General features: G+C 59.6%; 13 protein-coding genes, 2 tRNA genes and 2 pseudogenes. 9 read left to right on the forward strand and 8 right to left on the reverse strand.

Translation table 11 applies throughout. The annotated features are described in order from the left end of the window. Positions 1-119: 119 nt before the first annotated feature. Positions 120-196 (reverse strand) — tRNA-Met (locus tag OU426_RS06560). Positions 197-267: 71 nt separating this feature from the next. Then, positions 268-1,281 carry an NAD-dependent epimerase/dehydratase family protein gene (locus OU426_RS06565; protein WP_267633133.1) on the reverse strand — a complete coding sequence of 338 codons (1,014 nt, stop codon included), beginning with the start codon at positions 1,279-1,281 and terminating at the stop codon, positions 268-270. 210 nt (positions 1,282-1,491) lie between these two features. Here OU426_RS06565 and OU426_RS06570 point away from each other — a divergent pair. Then, positions 1,492-1,926 (forward strand): annotated as a pseudogene (locus OU426_RS06570) (IS6 family transposase); the annotation flags it as partial. Positions 1,927-2,011: 85 nt separating this feature from the next. Here the strand turns inward: OU426_RS06570 and OU426_RS06575 are convergent. Beyond that, entirely contained in the window at positions 2,012-2,443 is a 432-nt protein-coding gene (locus tag OU426_RS06575) for a PEP/pyruvate-binding domain-containing protein (protein ID WP_267633134.1), read from the reverse strand. 101 nt (positions 2,444-2,544) lie between these two features. On the opposite strand from OU426_RS06575, the gene OU426_RS06580 reads away from it, so the two are divergent. Genes OU426_RS06580 through OU426_RS06595 form a run of 4 tightly spaced genes read left to right on the forward strand, consistent with a single transcriptional unit; the run spans position 2,545 to position 8,172 of the window. Beyond that, positions 2,545-3,453: a substrate-binding periplasmic protein gene (locus OU426_RS06580; RefSeq protein WP_267633135.1), complete on the forward strand. Its 909-nt coding sequence runs from the start codon at positions 2,545-2,547 to the stop codon at positions 3,451-3,453. Next, positions 3,453-6,278 carry a response regulator gene (locus OU426_RS06585; protein ID WP_267633136.1) on the forward strand — a complete coding sequence of 942 codons (2,826 nt, stop codon included), beginning with the start codon at positions 3,453-3,455 and terminating at the stop codon, positions 6,276-6,278. Before OU426_RS06580 ends, OU426_RS06585 begins: the two co-directional genes overlap by 1 nt. Positions 6,279-6,287: 9 nt before the next feature. Further along, positions 6,288-6,647, forward strand: a complete 360-nt coding sequence (locus tag OU426_RS06590) for an Hpt domain-containing protein (protein WP_267633137.1) — start codon at positions 6,288-6,290, stop codon at positions 6,645-6,647. Continuing rightward, positions 6,568-8,172: a response regulator gene (locus OU426_RS06595; protein ID WP_267633138.1), complete on the forward strand. Its 1,605-nt coding sequence runs from the start codon at positions 6,568-6,570 to the stop codon at positions 8,170-8,172. Before OU426_RS06590 ends, OU426_RS06595 begins: the two co-directional genes overlap by 80 nt. A 28-nt stretch (positions 8,173-8,200) precedes the next feature. On the opposite strand, the gene OU426_RS06600 is transcribed toward OU426_RS06595, so the two are convergent. After that, the gene (locus tag OU426_RS06600; RefSeq protein WP_267633139.1) at positions 8,201-9,703 is read right to left on the reverse strand and encodes a response regulator; all 1,503 of its coding nucleotides are present in this window, start codon (positions 9,701-9,703) and stop codon (positions 8,201-8,203) included. Positions 9,704-10,037: 334 nt separating this feature from the next. On the opposite strand from OU426_RS06600, the gene OU426_RS06605 reads away from it, so the two are divergent. After that, positions 10,038-11,606 (forward strand): winged helix-turn-helix domain-containing protein, encoded by a 1,569-nt coding sequence (locus tag OU426_RS06605; protein ID WP_267633140.1) that lies wholly within the window; start codon positions 10,038-10,040, stop codon positions 11,604-11,606. A 338-nt stretch (positions 11,607-11,944) separates the two neighbouring features. Here the strand turns inward: OU426_RS06605 and OU426_RS06610 are convergent, their stop codons facing one another. Next, complete coding sequence (locus OU426_RS06610) at positions 11,945-12,958, reverse strand: ShlB/FhaC/HecB family hemolysin secretion/activation protein (RefSeq protein ID WP_267633141.1); 1,014 nt, start codon at positions 12,956-12,958, stop codon at positions 11,945-11,947. 411 nt (positions 12,959-13,369) lie between these two features. Beyond that, positions 13,370-13,525, reverse strand: a pseudogene (locus OU426_RS18150) (transposase); the annotation flags it as partial. Between the two features lie 211 nt (positions 13,526-13,736). Here OU426_RS18150 and OU426_RS06620 point away from each other — a divergent pair. The 3 genes from OU426_RS06620 (at position 13,737) to OU426_RS06630 (ending at position 15,163) form a co-directional block, all read left to right on the forward strand. Beyond that, positions 13,737-13,812 (forward strand) — tRNA-Arg (locus OU426_RS06620). Positions 13,813-13,833: 21 nt separating this feature from the next. After that, a complete protein-coding gene (locus tag OU426_RS06625) occupies positions 13,834-14,421 on the forward strand; it encodes a VOC family protein (protein WP_267633142.1) in 588 nt (195 codons plus the stop codon). Then, positions 14,411-15,163 carry a heparan-alpha-glucosaminide N-acetyltransferase gene (locus OU426_RS06630; RefSeq protein WP_267633143.1) on the forward strand — a complete coding sequence of 251 codons (753 nt, stop codon included), beginning with the start codon at positions 14,411-14,413 and terminating at the stop codon, positions 15,161-15,163. The genes OU426_RS06625 and OU426_RS06630 overlap by 11 nt, the downstream gene beginning before the upstream one ends. 63 nt (positions 15,164-15,226) lie before the next feature. Here OU426_RS06630 and OU426_RS06635 read toward each other — a convergent pair whose 3' ends face one another. Both OU426_RS06635 and OU426_RS06640 read right to left on the reverse strand, forming a co-directional pair. Continuing rightward, a complete protein-coding gene (locus OU426_RS06635) occupies positions 15,227-16,468 on the reverse strand; it encodes a saccharopine dehydrogenase family protein (protein WP_267633144.1) in 1,242 nt (413 codons plus the stop codon). A 52-nt stretch (positions 16,469-16,520) separates the two neighbouring features. Then, on the reverse strand, positions 16,521-17,615 hold the full coding sequence (locus tag OU426_RS06640; protein WP_267633145.1) for a carboxynorspermidine decarboxylase: 1,095 nt from the start codon (positions 17,613-17,615) through the stop codon (positions 16,521-16,523). Between the last annotated feature and the right edge of the window lie 2 nt (positions 17,616-17,617).

A 17,617-nucleotide genomic window follows, 5' to 3' on the forward strand; every position in this document is an offset into this window, starting at 1 on the left:
CAGGGGCATGGTCCGGGGCACCGTGTTGGACTGTCCCGGACCGCAACGGACAAACGATCTGCACAAACCCTTATAAGAAAGGCTTCATGGATGTCATGGGACGATCTCGGATGTAAAAGTGGTGGCGAGGGAGGGACTCGAACCCTCGACCTTGCGATTATGAGTCGCACGCTCTAACCAGCTGAGCTACCTAGCCACTTGGGCGGCGTAGGTATGTCAGGCCCCCGGCCGCGTCAAGGGCGGAATCGCTCCGTCTGCCCCGGGACGTCAGAAGCCGAAATAATCGCGGTACCAGGCCACGAACCGCGCCATGCCTTCCCGAATGCTCGTTTCGGGGCGGTAGCCAGTCAGGCGGGCGAGAAGGCCGTTGTCGGCCCAGGTCGCGACCACATCACCCTTCTGCATACCCATCAACTTCTTCACCGCCTGTTGGCCCGCCGCCGCTTCGATTGCGGCGATGAAATCGCCAAGGCTCACCTTCTCGCCATTGCCGACATTCACTACCCGCCAGGGCGCCACCGGCGACAGGCTGTCGCCCGCCGCAATCTGGTCGGGCGATGCCGGGCGGACAGGCGGATGGTCGATGAGAAGCCGCAGCGCCCGAACCAGATCGGTCACATAGGTGAAGTCGCGGTACATGTCGCCCTGTCCGTAGACCTCGATCGGTTCGCCCGCTAGGATCGCACGGGTGAACTTGAAAGGTGCCATGTCGGGCCGCCCCCATGGCCCGTAGACCGTGAAGAACCGAAAGCAGGTTGTGGGCAGATTGTAGAGATGCGCCCAGGAATGGCTGAGGTTCTCGGTCGCCTTCTTGGTTGCGGCGTAAAGAGAGACCTGGGTATCTGCCTTGTCTGTTTCGCGGTAAGGCATCTCGGTATTGGCGCCGAAGACCGAGGAGGTGGAGGCGAGCATCAGGTGCTTCACCCCCTGATCGCGCGCCGCCTCCATCACGTTGAACGTGCCCTCGATATTGGCCGAAAGATAAGAGCGCGGCGCCTCGAGGCTGTAGCGCACGCCGGCCTGGGCGGCGAGATGGACGATGGCGTCGGGGCGGAAGGCCCTGATGTCTGCGGCGAGTTTCCCTGCCCCTTCCAGCATCCCGCGGGTGAAGGTGAAACCGTTCCGCCCGGTAAGCCGCGCGAGCCGCGCCTCTTTCAGTGCCGGATCGTAATAGGGTGTCATCCCGTCGAACCCGTGGACGATGAAGCCCTCGTCCAGCAGATGTTCGGCCAGGTGGAAGCCGATGAAGCCTGCCGCCCCCGTCACATAGATCCGCTTCATGCCACCCCCGCGCCTTTTGGTCTCAATAGCGCCCGCGCGCCTCAAGTCCAAGTCTTGGTTCTTTCGGGCAGGGCCGGGGGCCTGCCCCCGGCCCCCCCGGAGGTATTTGGGCCAAGATGAAAGGGCTCTGTCGCGAACGTCTTCGGTTGACCCGAGCGGGTCGTGACCAGACATTGCAGTCCTCCAGGAACACCGGGCGAAGGCGGGGCGATGATCTCGTTCAAGGGCGCGCGGTTTCCGAAAGATGTGATCCTGTTCGCGGTATTCTTCTACGTCCGGTACACGGTGTCGTACCGCGACCTTGAAGAGATCCTGGCAGAGCGGGGCGCGCGAGTGGACCATGCGGCGCTGAACCGCTGGTTGGCCAAGTACTCGCCGCTGATCGCAAGCACGGCGCGGCGCCGAAAGGCCCCGGCGGATCGATCCTGGCGTATGGACGAGACCTGCATCAAGGTGAAGGGCGAGTGGGTCTATCTTTGCCGAGCGATCGATAAGCTTCAGAAAACCCTCGACTTGATGCTGTCCAAGCGGCGCAACAAGACGGCTGCGACCAAGTTCTTCGCACGCGCCCTTGAGGTGAACGGACTACCCCGCAAGATCGTCATCGACCGCAGCAGAGCCAACACTGCCGGGATCAGCGTGATCCCCCATTGATTGATCTCACGATGCAATGCGGCGACTTGGTACGAACGCTTCAGCTCTCCTCCCGAACAGGCGAATGGTGGTTTCATTATTGGCCGCCGTTGAAGCAGGTCCAGCGTCCGCCCGAAAGTGCCCATGCGACAACATGAGGTCCCGGCCCGGACACCCCTTCCGACTTCGGAACCAGGCTGCCGAGGGCATCGAGATCCGTTGTCGTGCGGCAAGGACTTTCTGCCAGTTCAGGCACCACCACCTGCTGCAGTGTCGATCCGTCCGGATCCCGGCGTACCGCTATGTCCTCGAAGCTCGCAACGCGTTGGATCACACCCTCGGCGCTCCCGATCCGGCTGCGATCCGGAACGACTAGACCTTGAACGATCTTTTCGCGGGAACCTGAGTCGGCCTCGATAACAAGTTCGTCCGCACAGGTTACCGGATCGCCCGTGAAAACGATGCCGGCCACGTCCGCCTCAACCAGTTGCAGAATCAACACGCCAACGCGCACCGCCACCGGGTGCATCGAGGGCCAACCTATCGCCGCTCACAAACTGGAGAAATCACACAATCCTGCAACATTTTCTCCACACCTTTCCGGAGCGGGTTTCAGGAAGGGAAAGTGGCATGTCACTCCTAGGTTTGCGCAGGAACCGGACCACCCCAACCGGGACGCCCACATCAGAAAAGGCTTCGGTTGATCCGAGCGGAAATGTGTGGGCGCGTCGCAGAAGTTTCTCGACAGTTCTGGCCAGTTCCCTGCAGACGGGAGCGGCCAGGTTTCGAGCCCTCGCGATTGCGGCGTTGGTGCCGCTTGTTCAGGTGTTTGCGATCAATTCTGCCCTGGCGGACTCCGTTGTCATTTCCACACTGGAGTGGCCGCCATATGCATCGGCCGAATTGCCCAAGGGCGGTGCGACAACAGAGGTGGTGAGGCAGGCCTTCGCGGCAGCAGGTCTTGAAGCAGAAGTTCGGGTTCTTCCCTGGAAGCGCGCGATCTCTGATGCGAAAGACGATATGAAGATTGCGGCTTACTATCCGGGCTACCACTGTCGGCATGTCGAAGGTTTCGTGGCTTCCGAGCCGATCGGAACCGGCCCACTGGGGTTCGCAGAAAACATGGATGCGCCGGTCGAGTGGACCAGCATCGACGACATCGGCGAACAGAAACTCAAGGTCGGGACAGTCTTGGGTTATGCCAATACCGATGAGTTTGACGAAAAGGCCGGAACCGGCTGGGTCCGGGCAATCCCGGCACCTGATGACGTCACCAACCTGCGCAAGCTGATGCTCAAGCGGATCGACATGGCTGTCATCGACAAGTTGGTGATGTCTTATCTTCTGGCAACCGAGCCAACGCTGAGTGGCGGCGGAGAGATACTTAAATTCGACAGCAAGACTCTCGACGACAAGACGCTGTTCCTCTGTTTCAACGACGACGAAGCGGGCCATGCAATGCGTGACCGCTTCAATGCGGGCCTTGCGAAAATCGACATCGACGCGATCGTCGAACGCTACTTCGCCGAGGAGTTCTGATGAACGCGGTGCCAGGCACGGCGCGGGATTCCGACCTTGACCCGAAAGCCGCCGCCAGCCGAGACGGATTTGGCAGATCGGTCCAGGGGAAGTTCCTGCTCTTTGTCGTGCCGCTCGTGCTGCTCTCGACACTCATTGTATTCGGCCTGTTCGAATGGAATGCCCGGCGCTCTGCGGCCGAGCAATTGCGGATCAAGCTGGACAAGCTGGTGGAGATTCAAAGCGCCGTAGTGGCCGAGTCGCTTTGGAACGTCGCGGATCAACAGATCAAACTGATCCTCGCCGCACTTGCAACCGACCCGGATGTGTCGGCTGCTGCTGTCTACGATGAAAGGAACCGGCTTGTCGCATCTGTCGGCGACCTGGCGCTGTTGGACAGGTCGAACTACACGGATTCACTGGATATTCTCTACAATAGCGGGGATCAGCCCATCAAAATCGGCCTGTTTCGCGTAGCCCTGACCGAGGCGCGCCTGGCCGAGATGACCCGCGAGCGGATGATACTCGTGACCTTCCTGGCCGGTATCCTGCTGGCAACCGTGGTTACAGCAACGCTGGCCGCCAACAAGCGCATCATTGGCCGGCCGCTCGCCCTTCTTCTGAATTCGATCCAAGAGGCGCAAAATAGCGGCAACCGCGCTCCTGTGGACTGGTCCAGCGACGACGAGATTGGCCGCGTGGTGCGGGCTTTCAACGACATGCAGGCGCGCCAGAACGCCTACGAACAGCAGTTGCGGCATTCAAACGACATGCTCGAAGCGCGCGTCGCTGAGCGGACAGCGGACCTTGCGCATGCCGAAGCGACCGCCAGCGAGGCGCGCAGCCAGCTTACCGATGCGATCGAGAGCATCTCGGAAGGCTTTGCGCTCTTTGATCGCAATGAGCGGTTGGTCGTTGCCAATCACCGCTACCGTGAAATCATGTTGGGCAACGATGGCGAGATCTCGGCCGGTACACCGTTCGCTGAGATCGTGAGCCGCGCCGCCACAGCCGGTCGTTTCCCGAACGCCAATCAGGATCCCGAACAATGGATCGAACGGCAGATCACGCGACATCGCTCGCCTGGCCCGCCCTACATCCAGGAAATGGCGGGCAACCAATGGCAACAGATCAACAATCGCATCACCGACAAGGGCGGCACGGTTGCCGTCCATTCGGATATCACCAACATCAAGCGGATTTCAGACGAACTCAAGCGCGCGAAGGACGCCGCAGAGGCAGCCAACGAGGCGAAAAGTGCTTTCCTTGCGACGATGAGCCATGAGATCCGGACGCCTTTAAATGGTATCATCGGCATGAGCACGCTTCTATCCGGCACGCCGCTGACAGAAGAACAACGCGATTTCAGCGACACGATAGCGACGGCCGCGGACACGCTCCTGACGATCATCAGCGACATCCTCGATTTTTCGAAGGTCGAGGCCGGCGCTCTTGAACTTGAGCGGACGCCGATGGACCTGACCGAAACCATCGAAAGCGCAGCCGAGCTTGTCGCCGCGAAGGCCTCCGAGAAAGGTATTGAACTGGCCTGCCGGATCGATCCCGACGTTCCCATCGCGGTTTACGGGGATCCGATCCGGCTGAAGCAGATTCTCATGAATCTGCTCAACAACGCCGTGAAATTCACCGAGGTCGGCGAAGTCATTCTGACGGTTTCGACGGACTTTCCGGATGCGAGCCAGACGCCCGGAGCGACCATGATGTTGACCTTCACCGTGCGCGACACGGGTATCGGCATTCCTGCCGACAGGATGGATCGTCTCTTCAAGTCCTTCAGCCAGGTCGACGCGTCGACGACGCGCAGATACGGCGGAACCGGGCTTGGGCTGGTGATCACCAAGCGGCTTGTAGAACTCATGGGTGGTACGATCGGCGTCGAAAGTGTGCCCGGCGAAGGGACGACTTTTGCCTTTACGCTTCCATGTGAGGTCGCCGAGTTGCCTGATCGGTTGGATCGCGCGGCGATGCTGGAGACAATCAAGGGGTCCCGAATTCTCGTCGTTGACGACAATCGAACCAATCAATTGATTCTAAACGAAAGATTTCGGGCCTGGGAGTTGCTGCCGACGGCGGTTGGCTCCCCCGAAACAGCATTGAAATTGCTGGCCTCAGGTGAACGCTTCGACGTGATCGTGGTGGATTTCAAGATGCCAAACATGAGCGGATTTGAATTCACCACTGCCGCGCGCACATCGTTAGGCGAGGCTGCACCACCAATGATACTTTTCACCTCGGTCGCGCCGCTGGACGTGGAGTTTCGCGAAGGGGCAGCTCGCATGGACTACGCGGCCACGCTGCCGAAACCGGCCAAATCCGGGCAGCTCCTCGCTGCATTGTTGAAAGCTCTTGCGCCCGATCATCGCGTTCACCTCAGTCCCGATCGCGCTGCGACCGCCGCCTTGCCCATCCAGACCTGCGAACTGCATGTGCTGCTGGTGGACGACAATTCGATCAACCGAAAAGTCGGCCAGAAGATACTGAAGACTCTGGGCTTCGAGGCGGTGGTCGTGGGCAGCGGCGCCGAGGCAATATCGCGGTGTCGAGAGGAAGAGTTCGACATTGTCCTGATGGATATCGAGATGCCGGACATGGACGGCATCGCGGCGACAAACAGAATTCGGTCGATCCTACCTCCCGGCCGCGTTCCCTATATCGTTGCATTGACCGCGAATGCCATGGCCACGGAACGCGAAACTTACCTGAAATCGGGAATGGATGACTACCTGAGCAAGCCCATCGACGTCGAAGCGCTTGCTGCCAGCATCGATGCCGCTCGGCGGCATCGCATCGGCCAGGCAGAAGCAGGACAAGTCCGCCGGACTTAGGAGAGCGGGATGAGGGATGCAAACATTGACGAGTCAGCCATCGCGCGCCTCCTCGGCGTGATTGGTGGAGACCAGGACGACCTTCTCGAACTCCTCAATGAGTTCTTCGTCGTTGCGCCAGACAACCTTCTTAAAATGGAAAGAGCCGCTGCGAGCGGTAACTTGGACACTCTTCGAATTGCTTCACACAGCCTCAAGTCGAACGGCCGGGACTTTGGCGCTGTTGATCTTGCCAACCTGTGCCAACGCCTTGAACAAGCCTGCAAGTCTGGGGCGGTGTCGGATGCCGTTGGACAGGTGGCCGCAATCACGGACGCGTTCGCAGCTGCCAAAGCATCTCTCAAGAAACTGGTTGCCGGGAATGAATGATCAATCGGTGTCGCAAGTCGCCGCGGGGACTGTCGCGGGTGCAAGAATTCTCGTCGTCGATGACAATGCGCTGAGCCGCAAGAAAATTCGCATGGCTGCGCAGAATCTGGGCTATGCGGCCGATGTGGCCGAGAACGGCGCCATTGCCCTCGGCATGCTGCGCGCAGAACCCTATGATGCGCTGCTGCTGGACATCATGATGCCGGAGGTCGATGGCTTCGATGTGCTTGGCGCGCTCAGGAAAGACGAAACACTGCGCCATATCCCCGTTATCGTCATCTCCGCCTTGGACGATGAAACCGAGAGCTTTGTCCGCGCGATTGAACTTGGTGCAGAAGATTTCCTTCCAAAGACCTTCAACCCGACCATCCTGCGGGCGCGTCTGGAGGCGGGGCTCACAAGGAAGCGTTTCCGCGACCAGGAACTGGAATATTTCGGGCGCATCAAGCGCCTGACTGCGGCCGCAAGCGTTCTGGAAAGCGGCCGGTTCAAGCCTGAAAGCCTGGGGCTGGACGACCTTGCGGCACATGACGATCCGATCGGCCATCTGGCAAGCATGTTTCGCGGCATGGCGGCCGAGATCTACGAGCGCGAACGAAAGCTCAAGAAGGCCATACACACCTTGCAAGGCTCGTTTCTTGTCCTCGCCGTTGGGGTCGTGTGGGGGCTTACGCCCGCACTTTCTCGCATGGCCTCAGGGCTTGGCTCCAACCCTCTCGGTCTGGCAATTTGGGTGAACACGATTGCCGCGATCTTCTGCTTTTCCATTGCCGCCTATCGTGGAAAGCTGCCTCGCCTTGGCCTTCGCGAATTCTTTTTCTTCCTGTCCTGGGCGTTCCTCGCCGGGATCCTACAGCGCATGACAACCTTTGTCGCGACAGAGCATGTTGAAGCATCGATGCTGTCGCTGATCGTCACGCTGCAAGGTTTCATGACCTTCGGCTTTGCGGCCGTCACACAGATGGAAAGTGCCTCTCCCCGCCGCCTGATAGGTCTGTTGGTTGGTCTGGTCGGCGTTGGCATGGTGCTGCTGACCAAATCCGATCTGTCGTCGGGCGGAGAGGGGATTTGGCTTGTTTTCGCCATGCTGCTCCCGCTTCTGTTCGCTATTGAATCTCTGGTGCTGGCGGGAAAGAGACCCGAACATATCGACATCTTCGCGTCGGTCGGCTTGATGATGGGCATTTCCGCCGCGCTGCTGTTACCCTTTGCCTACTGGAACGGCGACCTGATGCCGCTTGGCCCCCAGATCGGACGTCTTGAACTTCTCGTGGTCTTCATGGGCGTCGTCGGCTCGTCCTCGCTCCTGCTCGCCTTCCATCTGATCGCAACCGCAGGGGCCGTTTTTTACAGTCAAAGCGCCTATGCAATGACGATCGCGGGGGTCGTTTGGGGCATGTTGCTGCTGAACGAGGAACTCTCGGCCTTCGCCTGGGTGGCCTTCGGCGTGATTATCATTGGCATGTATCTGGTCGAGCCTAAGACCAAGAACGAAGAACTGGTCATACAGCGAACCTTCCGGTGACCGGGGATCAAACCTGACGGCAGTTCAATTACGCCGAGGCTTGGGCCGGGCTCGAAATAAGCCGCTCAACGGCGGCCTTTCTCGCAACGAAATAAAGACCAACCAATATCAGCAAGAGTGCGGCGAAACTCGTCGGAGAAACAACTTCGTTCAAAAGCAGCATGCTCCAAAGAACCCCGCCAATTGAAACCGTGTAGGCCTTCTGGCCGCTGAACACCGGTCCCGCATAGTCGATCAGCTTTGCCAGCGCGATCATTGCAACTGAATCGGCCAGAGAAAAAACGATCACCGACAATTCGAATTTGCCCGGCACAATGCTTAACGGGACGAATCCGCTTCTCAGCGCGGTGGCCGCGAAAAGGACCACGGCAGACAGACCGAATATCAATGCGACCACCGCTATGAGGTCGGCGTCAATCGCCTTTGACAGCGACATCATGATGGTTTCGCTCGCAAAACAGGCGGGGATCAGCATCGTGACGAACAGCCAGAGGATATGGACCGAGCTGTTGTCGACATCAAAGAACGGCAGCAAAAGGACGCCCACGCCCGAAACTCCGAAAAGCAGGCCGACAAATCGCCTGAGGCTTAGGTTCTCAAGCCCGATAGCAGCCGCGATAAAGAAAACCAGGAACGACTCAAGTGACACCAGGATGGCAATCAGCACGCCAGGAACAGTCTCGGCCACCCAGAAAAGCAGCACTTGCGGAAGGAACGTCAGGAAGGCAAGGACCGCGAAGAACCCCGCCGAGCGCCAGGAAACCTTAGGCGGCCTGGCTTTGGAGGCGATGGCGTACAGGGTCGTGATGACCGCGGAAAGACCCATTGTGTAGCAGGCAACTGAAAGCGGGTTTTGAACCTCGGCCAGGCTCAGTTTGGCGATGGCCGGCTTCAGCCCGAAAGCGGCCCCGATGAAAAGCAGCAGCAAGATACCGTTCAAGGTGCGGATCTGATGCGCTTGGCTCAAGCGGCGATTGTACACCATGATCGACTTGTTCAGCAGAACCCGAGACAGAGTGCCAAGCGCCCCCTCCTGTCTGGCCAGATCGTCGATGGCCAGATCCCTCGGGTTCCGCTCGTCTCCGTCAAGCGCTTCGGCGGCTTCCGTCAGTCGCCGGATTTGCTGCAATGTCCGTCTGTCTTGCTCCTGACGCTGCGCTTCGCGCAGGCTCGCATTAATCCTGGCCCTTAGGATAACCGCATTAAATGACTTCGGCAGGAAGTCGACTGCGCCGAGTTCAATCGCACGGGCGATCTCTTCGGGGTCATCCAGGCTTGAAACAACAATGACCGGCGGGCGGCGATCTTCGGGGTAAGACCGCAATGCATCAAGAACGTCGTAGCCATTTGTTCCCGGCATTTCGATGTCCAGCAGAACAAGATCTATTCCAGGCTGCTGCAACCTTTCCAACGCCGTTTCGCCACCGTCCAAATCCTCGACCGCAAGTTCAAGTGCCTTGACCGCCAGAACAAGCTTGCGCCGCGCCAAGGCATCGTCATCGACGACAAGGATGCGGTTGCCTACAGTCATGCCACCCCAAAAATCACAGGGCACACTGTGCACAACCCGTTTTCCAAATTATCTCGCCCCCATAAGCACTTGATTATCTCCCTATCCTATTCACGTTGGTCTGACATGCCAACGAAAATGAGCGTTCAGATATTGCTGTTTGGGCTGGTTTAGCTGCTGCTGCCCTTCATGGTTGCGCTGCCACTGACCCTGTCCCGCGACCTTGGTGTGAATGCTGCCGGTCAGATCATTCGGAGCTGAAAATCGTCCGCTCAGTCATTCGCCAATGGCTTCTAGACTTTGGCACTCCAGAGATTACATTGCCGTAGGGGAATGTCAGCGCCCACGGGGAACGATGACCAATTATGCGCCAACAGGCGGATTGCGCTTCGAACGGGATTACTCGGCGGCGCAATTCGACGATGGCTATGTTGTAAAGTTCACGCGGCTGGAACGGCGCGCAATTCAGCTGTTCAACGAATCCGCTGGCCGTGTGCTGACGCGCGCCCAGATCCTTGATGCGGTCAGTGAACCAGGATCGGAAAAGAACGATCGGAACATAGACTTTTTGATCAGTCGGATCAGAAACAAACTCGGCGACAGCGCGAGCGAACCGCGCTTCATTCGCACACAGTACGGCGAGGGCTACGTATGGCTCTACTCGCCAAAAAGCGTTGTCGCGGATTATTCCGATACATTCGTGGTCGTCGGGCCATTCATGGGGCTGCAATGCCTGGACGAGATGAGCGGTTACGCGACAGAGTTTGGAAAGCTGCTGCAGACCGAGCTTCGGAAAATTCTCGGCCCGGAACAAAAAACGGCATTGGCGCCAGACTTTTCGAAGGCGCAACGTGGGACGGGGCCGGCGATCTCGATCCAGGTCAGCTTTTTCAAGAACCCTGCCGGCGTCGAAAGTATCGTCATGACGCGCAGCGGCAAGGACGATCGGATACTGGACGTCACCAAATTTGCCTTGGATCTCGGCGCGGGTCGCTTGGCGGACATGCAGACGCAGTCACGTCTGATCGCGCAACGGGCGATTTCCTCCCATTGGTGGGACGCCGCGGAGAACGGAGCGACCGCAAAGCCCCTTGCAGTCGCAATCTACGACTCGGTGCAGCCCAAAGCCGCAGAATGGTCATGGGACGAGGCCGACCGCCGGTTGCGGCCACTCAGAGTGGCCCACCCTGACGATCCTGCGATCAAGATCATGTGGGCCACGCATATCCATGCCAAGTACGTCAAGCACGGAATAAAGCTTTTCAAAGACGGCACCGCAAACTGCGCGGCCGATGAAGCGGAAATTGAAAACCTTGTCCTCGAGACATTGGACTATGCTCAAAGTCGCCCCGCGCACGCGATCATGGCAGCCAAATTGCTTTACTTCGTGAACCAGAATTATCGCGACCTTGCTCTGGAACTGGCGTTCAATGCCTATCGGGCCGACCGGTCGATAACGTCAACTTTGGCTGTTCTCGGACAGATGCTTGGCTTCATCGGCGAGATGGAAGAGGCGGAGGCTCATCTGTCACAGGCGCTGGAATTGAGCGACGATGGCTCGATGCAGTACTACCACGCCCTTTACATGCTCGTTCAAGCCTATACAGCCACCGGCCAATACGATAAGCGCGCCGCCCTTCTGAAACGCTTCTATCGCCGACACCCCGCCGCGATGCTGTATTTCGAACCCTTCTTCACCGATCATGTGAAGCCATCACTCCGCGCGAAGGGCATAGCGCTGATGGTGAAGCGAGATCACGCGACGGCCATGCTGAAACAGGTGGCATATTTGTCCGCGCGCCTCTACCAGGATCCGCGCCATCGGGAAAATTCGCTACTGACACCGGTTAACCTTTTTGTCAGGCGCTTTGGGCCAGCGATCGTGCCCGAGGAGGTTGCGATGCACCTGCCGAAACTGCACTGACAGTCAGTATTTTGTGAGAATTCAAATAATTCCGCAACAAGCGCGCTGCATGATCGGCACTGGTCGAACCTTCGGGGGGCGGCCAGTCTCCCAACCTACCCTGTGGCCGGTTGATCGTTGTAGTAAGAAGAACTACCCCGCGACAATGCCCCGGTATCGGAATCGAGGCGGCCCTTGCGGCGCAATTCGAACCGTATAGGCCAACCATTTTTCCGGGATCGCATCCCGCTGAGGTGCGCCGATCCAATACGACAACGCGACTTGAGCGACGCCGGACCCAGCCAATTGCAGTAAGCCGGGCAATCGGATCAAGCCGGAAACCAAACCGAATTGCGCATTCAGAACCTCAGGGCCATCTGGAACCAGAACCTTGTGTCGTCCTGTTCAAATGCCCCGACTGGCTTGTCGAGGATCTTGGTTAACACCGCCTCGCCTATGAAATCTCCTTTGGCGACACGTATCCCGGCCGACAAGCTGGACCACTTGTCGCTGTTTGCGGGCACAAAGCGGTTCGCAAGATCTTCGGTCACACCCCCGTCAATTCCGAAGAACCCCTGTCTGAGGTCAAGCGAAGTCGCCTGGGGCGATGGCAGCACGAAGTTGTAGGCCAACTCGACCCGGCCGCCGAAACATCTGTCGCCGTTCACGTAGCTTTGGTCGAAACCGCGCGCATAGGAATTGGTCCCATAGCCGCACCGCTGCGAAACCGGCAAACTGTCGTTCGTCCACTGCCCAACGACCCCTGCATTGACAAGAAAGCGTGGCGAAAGCGGGGTGGAGAATTCTGCGCTGAATGCCGCCTTCAGAAAATCAACAGAAACGCCCGGCGCGGAGCCTGTTGGGCTGGCGTCAGGCGAGGCACCAAGCCCATCGAAGCCTTTGGTGACGGACAGGCCGTAGCGTTGTTGGACCGAAAACGGCAGCCCGCGCTCATATCTGAGAGCTGCACGTAACAGGCGCAGCCGTTCATCCGTAAAGCTGACCCCGAGAAGTTGGCTGCGATCTTCTCGCAATGCCAGTTCGATGGAAGCGGTCAGACGCGAGTGGTCGGGGTGAGCCCAAACCTTTCTTGCGCCCAAGGCGGCATTCGAGACTGAGCCTTTGATGTCAAGCGCCATGCTGCTGACCGAACCAAGAGCATAGTCTCCGTGGTCGGCGTTGAAATAAAGCGTGGTTCCCGTGCCGGCTATCTCTTGTCGATACCCCACGCCGGCAGCGACGAGTTCCAACCCGCCCGTCTCAGAAAGGCCGCCGAGCGCCAGGACCAGATCAAGTTGATCGTCATTTCGCAACAGATCCGGCCAGGCAAGGGTTGCCGAAGTGATGTAAGGGCCGATCTCGGCTGCACCCATGGATGAGAACGTAAGATAGACGGTGCGCTGATCAACAGGGCGAACGATCGATGCGGATCCTCGGTCGACACCGGTCGACGGGTCCGTGCCCAGATTGGTGAAGAAGGACTGCGCACCAGATGACGCGGCACTTAAGAAAACAAGCGCGAGCGCGATTGTGCATTGCCTGATAATTTCTGCTTCCCCCCAGCAGGCGCCGATTTCTCGGTCTGCGTCGTCTGATCAGATGGTTAGCGAGAAACGAAGAATCTTCAACACTGAACTATAGGGCTGATTTTGTCAGAAATTCCTCGTCGCGACGTTGGCTCGCGCGCACCCGCGCGTGACTTCATCGACCGCGTTCAGCACCCGGAAGCGCCGCCCGCAGGCGAACTGGTCATGCACGAAGTCGGGCGACCAACGGGCATTGGGCTCGGACACCGTCATCCCGGAATATTTCGCCTTCCAGGCATGGAACGTGCCTTCCGACATACCGTGCTTTCGGCAAAGGTCCGCGCACTTCGCCCCGGCCTTTTGCTCGGCCAGGATCCCGATGATCTGCTCGTCCGTCAATCTCGTTCGCTTCATTGTCCGTCCTCAGCTTGGGCCCGACTCCAATCATCGGTAGAGGAAAAATCCCGTGGCAGGTCAGGTGTTCGCGATCTGGCCTCCAGGTTCTGCCATCGGACACCGCTCGCTTGCATTCGGGAAGATCAAAGCCTATCCAAGACAAAGTTTGAGGTTCCAAGCGGTCCTAGATTGAGTGACTAACAAGTGACTAGGTCCGCTAAGTCCTTGAGGCCCCGTAGCTCAGGGGATAGAGCGACCGCCTCCTAAGCGGTAGGTCACAGGTTCGAATCCTGTCGGGGCCGCCAGTCCGGCGGTAGGGGGCGGAGATGCGCAAGATCCAGGTCCAGGCGGTTCACCATATCACGCTGCTCGGTGCCGACCGCCAGACATCGATCGATTTCTGGGAGGGCGTGCTGGGCATGCCCTTCGTCTTCGATCAGCCGAACCTCGATAATCCGGGCGAGGGGCATCTGTACTTCGATCCGGGCGACGGGCGGCTGATCACCGTCTTCACCAATGAAGACCGGGTGGCGGACCCGACGCCGCGCAAGCCGCATGTGGGCGGGCTGCACCATATCGCCTTCGCCGTATCGAAGGCCACGTTCTCGCAGGCGGTGGCACGCCTTGATGAGCGCGGGATTTCCCATTCCGGGGTCAAGGATCGCGGTTTCATGGATTCGATCTATTTCCGCGATCCGATGGGGCTTCTGGTCGAGCTTGCCGCCTACCGGTTCGAGCCGCCCTTCGGCCATTCCCATGCCGACGTGCTGCATCAGGCGCATCTGATCCGGGTTGACCGGGGCGATCATGCGATAGCAGAAATCCACCTCGCCGACGCGATCGAGGTGCTGATCGCCCGGCGGCAGGGTTCGCTGTCGGACGACCGGGGGCCGCAGGATCCTTATGGCGACTGAGGCTTCGCCGGTCGCGCGGGGACGTATCATCGCGCTCGATCTCGCCCGCGGCGCGGCGCTTGTCGCCATGGCGATCTATCATTTCGGCTATGATCTTGCGGCCTTCGGCAGGATCGGGCCCGAGGTGATGGTGACCGGCTTTTGGGCCATCTATGCGCGCGCCGTTGCCGGAACCTTTCTCTTTCTCGTGGGCATCGGCCTCTGGCTCGCGCATGGGTCGGGCATCCGCTGGGCGGCCTTCCTCAAACGCCTCGCCCAGGTCGCGGCCGGGGCGGTACTGGTGAGTTTCGGCACATGGAAGCTCTTCGGTGCGGGAAGCTTCGTCTTCTTCGGCATCCTGCATTCGATTGCCGTGTCGAGCCTCATCGGCCTTCTGTTCCTGCGCCTGCCGGTCGCGGTGACTCTCGCCGCGGCGGTCGCCGCTTTTCTGGCGCCCCGGTTCCTGCAGACCGGCGCCTTCGACATGCCCTGGCTTCTGTGGACGGGACTGACGACCCTGCCGGTCCATGCCGTCGATTATGTGCCGACCTTCCCCTGGCTTGCCCCGGTTCTTGCCGGACTCGCTGTGGCCAAGCTCACAAGCCGTCACGGCCACTGGTCCCGCCTGCGGTCGGTCGCGCCGCCCGAAGGCGCGCTTTACTGGCTGACCCTGCCCGGCAGGCACAGCCTGCTGGTCTATCTGATCCACCAGCCGGTGCTGTTCGGTTCGGTCTGGCTCGCGGTGCGGCTGGGGCTGGTCTGAAAAAGACGGGGAGGCTCTGCTTCCCCGCACCCCTCCGGGATATTTGGACCAGCGTGAAAAGGATCAGGCGAAATCCACTGGCCTGTCGCCCTGTGCATCCTTGATCCGGGTGGGCAGACCCATGCGGTTCAATAGCGTGATGAAGGGTCTGGGGTCGAGGTCTTCGACATTGGCCATCTTCTTCACGTCCCAGGTGCCGTTGGCGATCAGGATCGCGGCGGCGACCGGGGGGACGCCTGCGGTGTAGGAGATGCCCTGGGCGCCCACTTCCTGATAGGCTTCCTTGTGGTCGGCAACATTATAGATGAAGACTTCGGCAGGTCTGCCGTCCTTCATGCCCTTCACCACATCGCCGATGCAGGTCTTGCCGGTATAATCGGGGGCGAGCGAGGCGGGGTCGGGCAGCACGGCTTTCACCACCTTGAGCGGGATTACCTCGAGCCCCTCGGCGGTTTTCACCGGCTTTTCGGAGAGGAGGCCGAGGTTCTTCAGGACGGTGAAGACATTGATGTAATGATCGCCGAACCCCATCCAGAAGCGCACGTCGGCGTCCGGGTAGCGGGCGGCAAGCGAATGGACCTCGTCATGGCCGGTCATATAGGCCTTCTGCTTGCCGACGACCGGCAGGTCCCATTCCTGACCGACCTCGAACATCTTGTTCTCCTGCCACCGGCCCTTTTGCCAGGAATAGACAGTTCCGGTGAATTCGCGGAAATTGATCTCGGGGTCAAAGTTGGTCGAGAACCAGCGGCCGTGCGAGCCTGCATTGATGTCGACGATGTCGATGCTTTCGACCGTATCCAGATAGTCGTCTGCCGCCAGCCGGGCATAGGCATTGACCACCCCGGGGTCGAAGCCGACGCCGAGGATGGCGGTGACGCCCGCCTGTTCGCAGGCTGCGCGCCGTTTCCATTCGTAGTTGCCGTACCACGGCGGCGTTTCGCAGATCTTCGCCGGATCCTCGTGGATCGCCGTGTCCATATAGGCCGCGCCGCTGTCGATGCAGGCCTGCAGGACCGTCATGTTGACGAAGGGCGAGCCTACGTTGATCACGATCTCTGCGCCCGTCTGGCGGATCAGGGCCGCCACCGCCGTGCTGTCCATCGCATCGACGGCATGGGCCTCGAATCTCCCTGCAACCTTCATCGCGCCCTTCTCATGGACCGACGCGATGATCGCATCGCACTTGGCCTTCGTGCGGCTGGCAATATGCAGATCACCCAGCACGTCATTATGCTGCGCGCATTTGTGCGCCACGACCTGCGCGACGCCACCGGCGCCAATGATCAATACATTCCGTTTCACTTCGGCTGCTCCTTATTCTCGAGGCACAGGGGAAGGGGAGAGGGTTTCCCTCTCATGACAGGCTGGAGGCGTAATCCTCGTAGCCGAATTGCCGGACGAGGCGCTCGGACCCGTCCAGTTCGCGTATGGCGATCGACGGCATGCCCACGCCGTTGAACCAGTTCTTCTTGACCATCGTGTAACCGGCCGCATCGGCGACCGAGATCCGATCACCCACGTTCAGCGGCCGCTCGAACCGCGCCTCGCCGAAGATGTCCCCGGCCAGGCAGGATTTGCCGCAGACCTGATAGGCGTGATCGCCCGACTGCGGCAGGCGCGCGGGCTGGCGGTAGATCAGAAGGTCAAGCATATGCGCCTCGATCGACGAGTCGACCACGGCGAGGTCCTTGCCGTTGTTCAGAAGGTCGAGGACCGTCACCTCAAGCGAGGTCGAATTGGTGATCGCCGCTTCGCCCGGCTCCAGATAGACCTGCACGCCGAAGGTTTCGCTGAAGCGCTTCAGCCGTGCTGCAAGCGCATCGACCGGATAGCCGTCGCCAGTGAAATGGATGCCGCCGCCCAGGCTGACCCATTGGACACGCTTCAGGAGCGCGCCGAATTCATCCTCGATCCGCGTCAGCTGCCGGTCGAACAGGTCGAAATCGGCGTTTTCGCAATTGTAATGGATCATGAAGCCGGAAATCCGGTCGATCACGCGGGCGATCTTGTCCGCATCCCATTCGCCGAGACGCGAAAATGGCCGCGCCGGGTCGGCCAGGTCAAAGCCGGAGGTCGAGAAGCGCGGGTTGAGCCTGAGGCCGCGCGCGATGCCCGCGGAATGATTGTCGAACCGTTCGAGCTGGCCGATCGAGTTGAAGATGATCTTGTCGGCATATCCCACTGCCTCCGCGATCTCTTGATCCGCCCAGGCGACGGAATAGGCGTGGGTCTCCTTGCCGAACTTCTCGCGTCCCAGCCTGAGTTCGAACAACGACGAAGAAGTCGTGCCATCCATGTGCGCGCGCATCAGGTCGAAGACCGACCAGGTCGCGAAACATTTCAGCGCCAGAAGCGCCTTCGCGCCCGAACCTGCGCGCAGTTGGTCGATGACTTCCATGTTGCGAAGAAGTTTCGCTTTGTCGATCAGGTAAAAGGGCGTCTGAATCATGG

Origin of the sequence: Frigidibacter sp. RF13, assembly GCF_026626305.1 — a bacterium.
In the GTDB taxonomy this organism is placed as follows: Bacteria; Pseudomonadota; Alphaproteobacteria; order Rhodobacterales; family Rhodobacteraceae; genus TMP-24.

Bases quoted from the DNA above. Each gene is read 5' to 3' on its own strand.
- OU426_RS06565 (WP_267633133.1), bottom strand. From the start codon at position 1,281: ATGAAGCGGATCTATGTGACGGGGGCGGCAGGCTTCATCGGCTTCCAC.
- OU426_RS06575 (WP_267633134.1), bottom strand. From the start codon at position 2,443: ATGCACCCGGTGGCGGTGCGCGTTGGCGTGTTGATTCTGCAACTGGTT.
- OU426_RS06580 (WP_267633135.1), top strand. From the start codon at position 2,545: ATGTCACTCCTAGGTTTGCGCAGGAACCGGACCACCCCAACCGGGACG.
- OU426_RS06585 (WP_267633136.1), top strand. From the start codon at position 3,453: ATGAACGCGGTGCCAGGCACGGCGCGGGATTCCGACCTTGACCCGAAA.
- OU426_RS06590 (WP_267633137.1), top strand. From the start codon at position 6,288: ATGAGGGATGCAAACATTGACGAGTCAGCCATCGCGCGCCTCCTCGGC.
- OU426_RS06600 (WP_267633139.1), bottom strand. From the start codon at position 9,703: ATGACTGTAGGCAACCGCATCCTTGTCGTCGATGACGATGCCTTGGCG.
- OU426_RS06605 (WP_267633140.1), top strand. From the start codon at position 10,038: ATGACCAATTATGCGCCAACAGGCGGATTGCGCTTCGAACGGGATTAC.
- OU426_RS06610 (WP_267633141.1), bottom strand. From the start codon at position 12,958: ATGGGTGCAGCCGAGATCGGCCCTTACATCACTTCGGCAACCCTTGCC.
- OU426_RS06625 (WP_267633142.1), top strand. From the start codon at position 13,834: ATGCGCAAGATCCAGGTCCAGGCGGTTCACCATATCACGCTGCTCGGT.
- OU426_RS06630 (WP_267633143.1), top strand. From the start codon at position 14,411: ATGGCGACTGAGGCTTCGCCGGTCGCGCGGGGACGTATCATCGCGCTC.
- OU426_RS06640 (WP_267633145.1), bottom strand. From the start codon at position 17,615: ATGATTCAGACGCCCTTTTACCTGATCGACAAAGCGAAACTTCTTCGC.